Source organism: Streptomyces roseolilacinus, assembly GCF_014649335.1.
In the GTDB taxonomy this organism is placed as follows: Bacteria; Actinomycetota; Actinomycetes; order Streptomycetales; family Streptomycetaceae; genus Streptomyces; species Streptomyces roseolilacinus.
The window spans coordinates 239,642-250,639 of sequence record NZ_BMSV01000012.1 but is presented as its reverse complement, the minus strand read 5'-3'; the positions used below and the strand labels follow the sequence as shown (position 1 = coordinate 250,639).

Below are 10,998 nucleotides of genomic sequence, written 5' to 3'. Positions count from 1 at the left end.
GCCGACCCCTTCTCGTCGTACTTGCCGCGCACCACGTCGACGGCGAGCTTGAACTTGCGGATCTGGACGAGCCCGAACCAGGCCGAGAAGACCAGGCCGGCCACGACGAGCCAGGCGACGATGAGCGGGAGCTCCGTCCCCGCGACGGGGACGGAGTAGAAGACGACTTCCCCGAGCCAGGTGGCTATGGGCTCGAAGAACCCGCTGACGGCTTCGTCGACGGACGTGGTGATGGAGTCGAGTGACACTGTGGCTACCTCGATGGCGCAGTACCGGCGCATGGAAGGTTGCGCCGGGAAGGTGTGCGGTCTTTGAGCGAACGCCGTTGTCCGATCGGCGACCCTAGGTGGTGCCCGTGGACGCGGACAGTGATCACCCTGGTCGTGCAGTCGGCCTGTGTGCCGACACCTCCGAGGTCGACGAGGGGTGGTGTCACCTGCGGAGTTGCGCAGTTCTACCACGCGCCTCACACATTCCTTAGTGACGCAAATCACATAACCATCAGTAATGTTCGAAAATCCCAGCGAACGAAACAAGACCGTTATCAGGAGAGCGAGATCCGTTCATCGGACACTCAGGTGACCGGTGGTGGACCGGACCGAGAAGAACGCTGCGGGGATCATGCGTCGGCGAGGCACGCTACGCAGGTGCCTTCGCTCGCCACCCCTCAGCCCTCCTCCGCCCACCCGGCCGGTCATGTGATCGTCTGTGGCGACGCCGCACCGGCCCACCGAATCGGTACCGGAGTCGGCGGAAGGGGCCCGGGCGGCGGCCGCCGGCGCTCGTGTACGAGGGCGACGGGACGAACATCCGAGCCACCCTCGCCGCCCGGCGCCTCGACCCCGGCGTGCGGCAGCCCGTTCAGGGCCGCCCCGAGCTCTCGAAGGGCTCCGGCCGCCCGCCCGCAAGTGCCTCCATAGTGGCCACGCGCACATCGGCACGCAGAACTATGGTGTCCCGCCACATACGCCTCTGACCTGCCCGTTCCTACGGTGTGGCGTCACCGTAACGTCCCCGTCGACCACCAGGAAGTGGTGCCGATGTCGTCGCCCGCAAGCGCTCCTCCCGCCCCCGCCAGTCTCAAGCGCATCGTCGCCGCGAGTCTCATCGGGACCACCATCGAGTGGTACGACAACTCATCCGGCCAGAGCTACGACCTGCGGTTTTCGCGTCACTGACCCTCAAAAGTCAGCGCCGAACCAGCACTGGCTATTCTCGTGCTGACTGGGGCCGAGGGGCGACCGGGATCGCGGATTGCAGGTCTCCCCACGTGCCGCCGCCATGAGTCACTCACAGTAACCCGCCCGGATCGAACTCCCATGCTTGGCAGCGGGCTGGCGGCACGCGTCGCCGCCGGCGCTCGACCGGGTGTCCTCAAGCCGCTGGGCATCGCGCTCACTGGTGGCAATCGCTACGACGTCACCTAGCTCCTGCCGCAGCTGGGCGCCGTCCCATCGCCGCGAAAAGCCTGGAATCCACTCCTGCCCTTCTCTCTTGCTCCTTTCTCACCTGGGCGACTGTGGTGAACGTGCGGCGACAGCGCGGCCGGGCTCGACGCCTCCACGTAACTTCGGCAACGGGACGACCTCACTGTCGTTCAAATTTGCTCCAATACCACCGCACCGCCCTCCTCGGCGATCTGGTTCGCGCCGCCACGTTACGTCCGCCGGGAACCAGTTCTTCCCAACTGGCCTTGGGACCAAAGGCTGGTGACGCCACCGCGTTCTTTCGTCCGCTCATGGGGGTCGCACGCGGGATCGCATGCCCCGCTACTCAGCGGGCTTCTGTGCCGTCATCTGGTCAGGTTCGCCCCACCTCGGCGCGCTGCACTTGGAGCATCACGGCTCGGCAACGAGGCCAGCGCCGAAGAGCTTCTGCAGTAGCGAGGCAGAGGACCAGGACGGCCTTCACTGTGTCGGTGATACAGGTCGTGCTGTACCGGAGCTTCCGCAGCAGCCGCCACGGTGGGGCAGGCCGAGCGACAGATATTTGCGGACCGTCTTCCGGTCCAGCCCGGTCTCCCAGGCCACCTCCGAGAGGCTGATCGCCCCGGACTCCACCAGACTCCGGAAGCGCCGCAGTTCCAACCATCGATGCGGATCCAGGACCATCGTCAACCGCCTTCCGCCGCCTCTCACCGACCAAGCAGCAGAGTGCCGAGCAACAGGTCTCAACGCATCAACAACTGTCCCTTTTCATCAGTACACGGGTGGGAACGTTCACGTGTACGCCGGCACGGCTCAGTTATCCAGTCCCATCTGAGCTGAATGCCCCGCCTGCAAGGGCGGGGCATTCAGGTCGCGAATGCGCTCAAGCAGTAGTTACCGAGGAACGGCGGTAACGTGCTTCAGGGTGCGGTGAACCAGCAGATATCGATGAAATCGATTGGATTGTCGTACTGGCGCATCTCTTTCGCCACGCGCTGCAAGGCTTCCTCTTTTGAGAGGTTCCACGGCAGGACATCCTCACCCTTGCGGGGGCTCATGTCGCCGATACGCACTCCTTGGTCCAGCATGTCGCTGATTAGACGCAGCGTGGCTGCCTGGATCTGATCCTCGGTACTGCCTTTACCCGCGACCGTCTCGGCCGCATCCCGTAGGGGCGAGAAGTAGAGTGGCGCCGAGCGTGCGTACTCGATGAGATATTCCAGTTCCTCGGCGTAAGACGCTTCAGTCATTGATCTTCCTAGTGCTTTGCGTGGTATCGCTTGAAGCCGAGTAGCTCCTTGAGTTCCTTCGAGAAGTCGATTGTCCAGTCACCACTGCCGCCCGACCCGCTGAAGTTGCGGAAGTTTACGTTGCCGCCGTCTAGCTCCCATACTTCGATCGTACCCTTGCCGGGCACATCCTTGACCATGTCAGGCTCGCCTAGGTCACGTCGAAGGGAGGCAGCCACCTGCTGGAGTTCGTCGGGCGTGATAATCCGCACCCCGGGACTGTCCTCATAACCGAGCGGGTTTCCGTCCTTCAGGACAACGTTCTTGAGTTGCCCGAGGCGTCCTGCTCGAGTGCTGCGGGCCAGGTACTTGACGCCATCGGCGGCATCGCCAAGAAGACGAATCTTCCCGATGGGAAGGACGGCCATGGCCAGCATGGCGCACTTTCCAAGACCTGGATCCTTAGCGCACTCCTTGGCGTCGTTCAGCCCCGTCACGGTCCAGAAGATTTCCTTCATGACGGGGTCGATCGGCGGTGTCTCTATTGGTTGCCCTGCCAGCGCGCACAGTGGGAGGTGGTCCCGGGTCGGGTGCAGGTAGCAAGGCGGCTTGGTGGGTTCCTTTTCTCTTGCCTGCTCGCGCTGCTCCTCCGCCGCGCGCCGTGCTGCGGCTTCCGCAGCTTCCCGAAGCTGGACAACGTGGTTCCAGGCGCTGGAAGCGGCAGCTTCGGCTTCCTGAACGCTTTTGCCTGCGGCGAGGGCTGAGGCGCGCGCTTCGTCCGCGGCCTCCTTGGCGCTGACCGCAGAGGAACGGGCGTAGCGGGCCGAGAACTCGGCCTGAGCGGCGCTTTCCTCGGCAGCGACTGCGTCCTGGGCTGCCCTGTGAGCCGCGCTTCGAGCGGTGGCGGCGGATTGTGCGGCCTTGGCGGCACTGGCCGCGGCCCGGTCTGCGGCTGCGTCGGCCTGGGTTGCGTAAGTAGAGGCGAGGTCTGCGCTCTTGAGGGCTTCAGCGGCCGCTACGTCAGCTTCGGCAGCGGCCTGGTTGGCTTCGGCAGCCGCCTTCGCGGCGAGCCATCGGTTCTGATGAGCCTTTGCGGCAATGAGCCCGCCTTCAGCGATGAGTCGCTGTACCTGGGCGATGTGCGTTGCGGCCAGACTGTCCTTGCGTTCAGCCATGTACCGGCCGGTGCGAACAAAGTCGTGCAGCCGGTCAACTGGCCCGCTCAGGGCGGTGAGGGCCGCTGATTTCACCTCGGGCGTGCCGCTATTGACTAGCTGGCTCGCTGTGACCCGCTCGTCCGCGTGCTGGGCGATGTACTGACCCGAGTTGATGAAAGCCAGCAGTTCCTGGGGACTACCCTCCGCGAGGACTGCTTCGGCTGCTTCTCGAACACTTGTGCCGCCGGTGTTGTGGATCTGTGAGACCTTCACGCGGTAGTCGGCGAGGCCGACCGTGTACTGGCCAGCGGCATAGAAGGACTGCTCGTCACCGACCGTCAAAGCTTCAGCTGCAGCGGTCCGCACGGAAGGGTACGGGCTGGCGGAAGCGAGGTTGACGACTTGCTGGCGGACCTCGGCCAGCTGTGCCTCCTGCGAACCTGTCCGGAGGTAGGCGAGGACCTCCGCATCGGTCCCGGCAAGGGCCTGTGCGGCCGCTTCCTGGCGCCAGGACCCGAAGTACTTGAATGCGCGGAGCGCCACCGCACGGCCCTTGGTAGCCAGGGCTGAAACGTCCGTGGCCGGCTTGGCTGCCTCGGCGGCCAAGGCCCTGGTGTCATCCTCGATCGCCTTGCCCTCTACCACGGTGCTAGCGGCAAGCTCGGTGAAGCTCTCCGTGGCGGTTTTCTGTGACCGCGCGTGCTCGATGGCGGCCGCAGTACGGGTAGCCAGGTCCTCGGCCTCCGTCTCCCGGGCGATATCGAATGTCTTCTGCGCGGTGGCGACGGCTGCTGTCGCTGCGTCAGCGGCGAGCTTTGCCGCGTTGGCCTGCTTGGTCGCCTGCACGGCGTAGTTCGCTGCTTGTCCGGCGTGGGCGGCTGCCTCCTCGGCGGCGGCTGCGGCATTGTTCGCGTGCGCTGCGGCGGAGTTTGCTGCGTCACGTGCTTCCAGGGCGGCGGCAGCAGACTTACGAGCCAGGTTCTCGGCGGCGGTGGCGGCCCTGTCAGCTTCGTTCGCGTGTCGACGGGTCTCTGCGGCCGCTGCCCTGGCCTCCGCGGAGGAGACTCCGGCTGCGTCGGCGTAACCGGCTGCCTCGTCGGCTGCATCGGCGGCCAGATCGGCGTGGCCGCTCGCGCTGCGGGACGCTGCTGCGGCTGTTGCGGCCGCAAGGGAGGCGTGAGCAGCCTGCTCTGCGGCAACTCCTGCTTGGGTGGCGAGGTTGGCGGCAGCGCGTGCGGCCTTGGCCTGGGTAGCGGCGCTTGCTGCCTGGTCCTTGTCCTTGCCTGCGGCGATCGCGGCGTTGTAGGCACGGTTGGCCGCATCAGCGGCGGCTGCGGCTGCGCTCGCGGTCTGCGCGGCCGCCAGGGCGGCGAGGCGCGCCGACCGGTTGGCCGCGCTGGCCGCGTTGATGGCGGTTTGCGCGGCGTCGGCGGCGGCCCTGGCGGCGCTGGCCGCCTGCTTTGCCTTCACCGCGGCGCGGGCGGCATCTTCCTTAGCGGCCTGGGTCTCGGCGGCGGCTTTCTGCGCAGCCTGCTTGGCTAGTTCGGCGGCCGCGATTGCCCGCTGAGAGGCTTCCTGCGCAGACTTTGTTGCATCCTCGGCCTGCTTTCCTGCTTGCTTGGCTTGGGCAGTAAGCTGCGCGATTGTCGAGTGTTCCTGGTCCCGATTGCGGGCGACGAACTGGCCCACCTCGAGGAATTCGACCACGTCGTGATAGGTGCCCTGAAGCGCCAGCTTGGCGGCGGCCTTCACGTTCGGGCCGCCTGAATTATAGATCTTCGATGTCTGGACGCGGTCATCGGCTTCGCGTGCGACGTATTGATCCGAGTCGAGGAACTTCTCCACATCGTCGGGTGTGCCGCTGAGCGCTGCCTTTCCGGCGTCCTGCACCCCGACGCCGCCGAGGTTGATAATTCGGGATACCTCGACGCGCCGGTCTTGCTGGTAGGGGACCTTCCATCCGTTCTCTAGAAAGGACTGCAGCTGCTCCGGTGTGCCCTGCAGAGCTTGCCTGGCTGCGGCGCGCACCGCCGGACCGCCCATGTTCAAGATGCGACTGGCATCTACGCGGTCGTCCGCCAGCTGAAGTGATTCCTTATCGGCGAGGAACCTTTGCACGTCCTCATCGGTCCCAAGGAGCGCCCGCTCGGCTGCCTCTCGAACTCCGACTCCACCTTGTCTCCACGAGTCGACCGCCAAGGACCGAGGGGATACTTGGGTGAACTCATCGTCAAATGTTGCCGAGGCGGGCGGCGTTCCCAGAAGGCCCGTCACCATGACCGCGGACAGGCCCACGGTGAGGGTACGACGCAGGCTGGCCTTTCTGCGCCTGCCTGCTTGTCTGCGACCTACACGTAGGACGCTTGAGACTCGATACACGAGCCGTTCCTCCATCTGCTGCCCACTCGGGCATGCGCATGCCGCATACACACCATCCGAAGCTGGCATCTGTGGCGATACCGAGCTCAGGATGGAGCGAAGCGGAAGCAAATACGGACATATGGGTGCGGCTTGATGCGCCTATCTGCCTACACCCCTCTGGCGCACGTCATCTGACGCCACGTTCACGGAAACCTTACATGTGCTTTACTTTCATCGAGCGGATGGGGTCACTCCGCTGACCATCTTCACGAGGAGGACACACATGGCGATGTCACGTGCCTGCAAGGCGCTCCTACTGGCGGCTTCAGGGCTTCTGGCGACATCACTTGGAGCCGTGACTTTGACGACCGGCGCGCAGGCGGTGGCACCGAGCACCCCCTCAGCAGAATCCGCCGCCGATATGCCGTTGGCGCTGGAGGGTTACACCTACCCAGGCGCCTCCCGCATCCTCCAGGAACGCGGCATAACGCTGAAGCGTGGGGACGGCAACATAACACTGGTGCCGTGCGTACAGGCATGGAACATCAAGATCGAGTCGCGTCTCGATAACGGGGGTTATTGCTTCAACGCCACCGCACAGTCGGGCTACCTCACACTGGAATTGCCCGACGCCTGGGGGGTGTGGACCGAGAATCACCCCGTGCAGGCGACCCTCACCGCAGCAGGCGCGGAGACGGTCGTCGATGTGCCGGCCAACCATTATCAGCCAGTTGGTGAAACGGGTGACATCGGCCTTCGCTCGGTGCTTGTCGAAATCCGTGTCACCGGCTGACGATTACAATTGAGTTAAGGAACCCCCGTGCCTACACTAACCCCCCGTAATGTCACGCACTTGCCCGGCACTACTCGTGCACACCGGCGCTACTCCGCCTGGCTGGGCTCGTTCACTGCAATCGCCGTCATCACGCCCGTTGCCCTGGGCGGCACCTCCGTGCACGCTGTTAGTGGCACTACGGTCACCGGTGACACTTATGCCTTCACCGCGAAGATACAGATCGGTGAGGGCGACGCCGTACGTGCCTGCTCCGGTGCTCTCGTCGACAGCCAGTGGGTCTTGACGGCAGCCTCCTGCTTCACTGGCGGAGAAGGCACCCTTGCCCCGGGCAGCCCGGCTCTCAAGGCAGTCGCAACCATCGGCCGTCAAGACTTGACCACCACTGCTGGCCACGTCACCGAGATCCCCCAGCTCGTCCCCCACCCGGGGCGCGACCTAGTCATGGCTCGGCTCGCCACGCCCACCAGCGCCATCAGCCCGGTTCCGCTCAGCACCACGCCGCCTGCGGCCGGCGACATTCTTGGGGCAGCCGGGTATGGTCGCACTCAAAGCGAGTGGATCCCTCGCAAGCTCCACACCGCGACCTTCAGCGCAGAGGCGGTCTCAAGCACAACCATCAGTATCACTGGCAGGACCTCGAGCGACGCCATCTGCAAGGGTGACACCGGCGGCCCCCTCCTCCGTCCGAAGGACAGCGCATTTGAAATCGTGGGGATTAACGTCCGCTCCTGGCAGGGCGGCTGCCTCGGCGAGACAGAGACCCGCACAGGAGCACTGTCGACCCGAGTAGACGATGTCGCCCCATGGATCCAGCAGCTGCGACTGGCTCCGTTGGTGCAGCAAGTCAGTGACGTCATGACTGTGGCCGACTTCAACAGTGATGGCCGCCAGGACATCGCTACGGTACTTACCGACGGCTCCCTCCACGCGTTCTATGGGCGCGCCGATGGTGCCCTGCAGTACGGCCGTGAACTCTGGCACGACAAGGGCTGGGGTCGTGTCACCAAGATCGTGGGCGGCGACTTCAATGGAGACGGGAAGGCTGACATCGCGGCTATCTCGCCGCTTGGTGCACTCCTGCTATACCCAGGGACGGGACACGACACCAAGCTCGGCGCCGCTCGGTCGATGTGGAGCGACAACACCTGGGACAGCTCGCGCCCCATGGATCGATACAAGGTGGACGGGACAGGCCGAGACGGCATCATCGTGCAGGCGGCCGATGGTTCTCTCCTCGGCTATCCGAGTCAGGCTAGCGGTGCTTTGACCGGTGGGCGGGTCACGCTGTGGCCGGACAAGACCTGGAACAAGCGCCTCATCGCTGCTGGCGACATGAACGGCGACATCTACGACGATGTCATCGCTGTGGCTCAAGACGGCAAGCTCCACCTTTACCCGGGCAATGCCGAACGCAAGCTGGGCGCAGCCCGTCTTCTGTGGCACGACACCAGCTGGTCTGGAATGAAGACCGTCCTTGCTGGCGATGTCAATGGTGACCGCAAGGGCGACCTCCTTGGCCGAGTTAACGCTGGAGGGCTGTACTGGTACGCCGGCGATGCCAGCGGAGCCCTCGCCCCCGGCCGCCTGATGTGGCCAACCACCGCCTCAGCAAACTAAACCGCGTCAGTGACGTGTATGTGGGGGTACGGTGTCCCGCCTACCCCCACACTTGCCTGAATCACTGAGCTCTTTCAGAGTGGCCACTGATCGAGTGACCCAGGCCGAGTCAGGATGAGGACCGCAACGCACAGGGCTCTCGCGCCGTTGAGAGAGGTGTTCGAAGTCTCAACCCATTGGCCCAGGACCCCTGTTGGTGCCCCATCCTGCCGCACTCGACCTGCCTCACACTCTGGTCGAGTGGGTATCCATGCTCATCGTCACTCGCGAGGGTGGCCGCCGCTGCAAGCTGCCGCCCCACCAGCGTGCCCTGGTAGGCCTGGTCTACCTTCGCCGGCACGACACGCTCGCGCAGATCGCCGCCGGCTTCGGCATATCCGTCGGCACCGCCCACGCTTACGTCCAAGCCGTCGTCCAGCACCTGTCCGGCCGGGCGCCGGGCCTCCTGCGGGTCCTGCGCGAGGCCGATCCGGATTACGTCCTGTTCGACGGGACGCTCGCCGAGTGTGACCGTGTCGGCGACAACCTGGCGGACTTCTCCCAGAAGCACCGCTGTCACGCTATGAACGTGCAGGTCGTAGCCGATCTCGCGGGCAACCTGCTGTGGATCTCACCCGCCCTGCCCGGCCGCACGCACGACCTGACCGCCGCCCGCGCCCACCGCATCATCCGGATCTGCGAACGCCAGGGCGTCCCCGTCCTCGCCGACCGTGCCTGCACCGGGGCCGGCCCCTGGGTAATCACACCGATCAGACGGCTCCCGAACCAGGACCTCACTACGGCCGAGCAGGCGATCAACCGGGCCTTGTCAGCGGCGCGAGCGCCGGTCGAACGAAGCGTCGCGCGGCTCAAGTCCTGGCGCATCTTCCGCAAAGCCCGCTGTAGCCCCAACCGCATGACGGCCATCGCCGCAGCCGTCCTCGCCCTGGAGCGCCAACGCTGAAAATGCTCACTGAGCCTTTTCCAGCCTCACGCCGAGGCGTGGTGAGGGGCAAGGACGGCCTGGATGATCGCGGTGATGCGGTTGGTGCTGCAGCGGGGCTTTCACAGGAGGCGCCAGCCCTTCGGGGTGGCCATGGCCTGCTCGCCGAGGTAGCGGAACTTGGCGTGGGTGCTGTTGTGCCGATGCTGCCACCACTTGAGGCGACGGCCGCGGAAGGGTACTCGGATAGAACCACCGGCACCTTGATACGCCTTGTCAGCCAAGCACTCGAGGTCGGCGTCGGTGAGCGCGTCGACGATGCCGTGGGTGCGGGCGGCGGTCAGGTCGTGGGTCGATCCAGGCAGGGCCGGTGAGGCCCACAGCAGCCGCCCGAAGGGATCGGTGAGAGCCTGGACGTTCATGCCGTGACATTTGTGTTGCCCGAGTAAGACGTCGTTTCAGTTGGTGAGTCGGCGGTAGCTGATGAGGGCTGTGGCGATGCCGACGAAGGCCAGGAAGTGCTCGGCCTTTCGCTCGTAGCGGCGGTGCAGCCTTCGGCATCCGGCCAGCCAGGAGACCGTTCTCTCGACGACCCAGCGGTGTCGGCCCAGCCGGGTGGAGGACTCGATGCCTTTGCGGGCGATGCGGTGCCGGATGCCTCTCCTGCGCAGCCATCGGCGCAGGTGGTCGTAGTCGTAGCCCTTGTCTGCGTGGAGCTTGGCCGGGCGTCGGCGGCGCGGTCCGCGGCGGGAGCGGATGGACGGGATTCCGCGCACGAGCGGTTGCAGGCCGAGGCTGTCGTGGGTGTTGACGCCGGAGATGCCCAGCGACAGGGGCAGTCCGTTGCGGTCTGTGATCAGATGGATTTTCGATCCGCTCTTGCCGCGGTCGGTCGGATTCGGTCCGGTCAGTGGCCCCCTTTTGCCGCCCGGACGCTGACGGAGTCGATGGCGCACCGCGACCAGTCCAGCTCGCCCCGAGCGCCGAGTTCGTCGAGGAGCACCCAGTGCAGCCTGGCCCACACCCGCTCTCGGCTCCACTGGGCGAAGCGCCGGTAGACGGTGGGCCAAGCCGGCCCGAACACCGGCGGCAATTGCCGCCAGGTGCAGCCCGAGGTGGCCACGAAGATGATCGCCGCCAAGCACTCGCGGTCCCCGGCTCGTCGGCGGCCGCCGCCCTGCGGGCGTATGACCTCCGTCGGTGGGACCACCCGCCGAAACAGCGTCCACAACTCGTCTGGGGCCAGCCGCTCGATCAGATCCGTCATGTTCGGCTCAACGAGCGATCACACCATTAGAAACGACGTCTTAGTCAGCACCGAACCAGCACGGGAGTCAGCACAGCACCGCCAAATCGCGCTCGAACGGTGCAACTCAGACAGCCCCCTTCAGGGCCGCCCCGAGCTCTCGAAGGGCTCCGGCCGCCCGCCCGCAAGTGCCTCCATAGTGGCCACGCGCACATCGGCACGCAGAACTATGGTGTCCCGCCA

General features: G+C 65.5%; 6 protein-coding genes and 2 pseudogenes. 3 read left to right on the top strand and 5 right to left on the bottom strand.

The features are described 5' to 3' along the window. The 3 genes and pseudogenes from IE106_RS26245 to IE106_RS26230 all read right to left on the bottom strand — a co-directional run. Window positions 1-248, bottom strand: a pseudogene (locus tag IE106_RS26245) (D-alanine glycine permease); the annotation flags it as partial. A gap of 2,099 nt (window positions 249-2,347) precedes the next feature. Continuing rightward, the gene (locus IE106_RS26235) at window positions 2,348-2,677 is read right to left on the bottom strand and encodes a hypothetical protein (protein ID WP_189537690.1); all 330 of its coding nucleotides are present in this window, start codon (window positions 2,675-2,677) and stop codon (window positions 2,348-2,350) included. An 8-nt stretch (window positions 2,678-2,685) separates the two neighbouring features. Continuing rightward, on the bottom strand, window positions 2,686-6,090 hold the full coding sequence (locus IE106_RS26230) for an ALF repeat-containing protein (protein WP_268255333.1): 3,405 nt from the start codon (window positions 6,088-6,090) through the stop codon (window positions 2,686-2,688). A gap of 367 nt (window positions 6,091-6,457) precedes the next feature. Here IE106_RS26230 and IE106_RS26225 point away from each other — a divergent pair, with 367 nt between their 5' ends. From IE106_RS26225 to IE106_RS26215, 3 genes are all read left to right on the top strand, one after another. Continuing rightward, on the top strand, window positions 6,458-6,967 hold the full coding sequence (locus tag IE106_RS26225; protein ID WP_229840781.1) for a hypothetical protein: 510 nt from the start codon (window positions 6,458-6,460) through the stop codon (window positions 6,965-6,967). A gap of 27 nt (window positions 6,968-6,994) precedes the next feature. Further along, a complete protein-coding gene (locus tag IE106_RS26220) occupies window positions 6,995-8,587 on the top strand; it encodes a trypsin-like serine protease (protein ID WP_189537688.1) in 1,593 nt (530 codons plus the stop codon). 193 nt (window positions 8,588-8,780) lie between these two features. Then, the gene (locus IE106_RS26215; protein WP_189537687.1) at window positions 8,781-9,530 is read left to right on the top strand and encodes a transposase family protein; all 750 of its coding nucleotides are present in this window, start codon (window positions 8,781-8,783) and stop codon (window positions 9,528-9,530) included. Window positions 9,531-9,556: 26 nt separating this feature from the next. Here the strand turns inward: IE106_RS26215 and IE106_RS26210 are convergent. Together IE106_RS26210 and IE106_RS26205 are read right to left on the bottom strand one after the other, a co-directional pair. Further along, a pseudogene (locus IE106_RS26210) lies at window positions 9,557-9,952 on the bottom strand (transposase family protein); the annotation flags it as partial. A gap of 15 nt (window positions 9,953-9,967) precedes the next feature. After that, a protein-coding gene (locus tag IE106_RS26205; RefSeq protein ID WP_189537686.1) for an IS5 family transposase occupies window positions 9,968-10,776 on the bottom strand; the annotation gives its coding sequence in 2 pieces (ribosomal slippage) (window positions 9,968-10,426 and window positions 10,429-10,776; 807 coding nt in all). Window positions 10,777-10,998: the final 222 nt, after the last annotated feature.

Excerpts from the sequence above, each read along its gene's own strand:
- IE106_RS26230 (WP_268255333.1), bottom strand. The coding sequence starts at position 6,090 with ATGGTGACGGGCCTTCTGGGAACGCCGCCCGCCTCGGCAACATTTGAC.
- IE106_RS26235 (WP_189537690.1), bottom strand. The coding sequence starts at position 2,677 with ATGACTGAAGCGTCTTACGCCGAGGAACTGGAATATCTCATCGAGTAC.
- IE106_RS26225 (WP_229840781.1), top strand. The coding sequence starts at position 6,458 with ATGGCGATGTCACGTGCCTGCAAGGCGCTCCTACTGGCGGCTTCAGGG.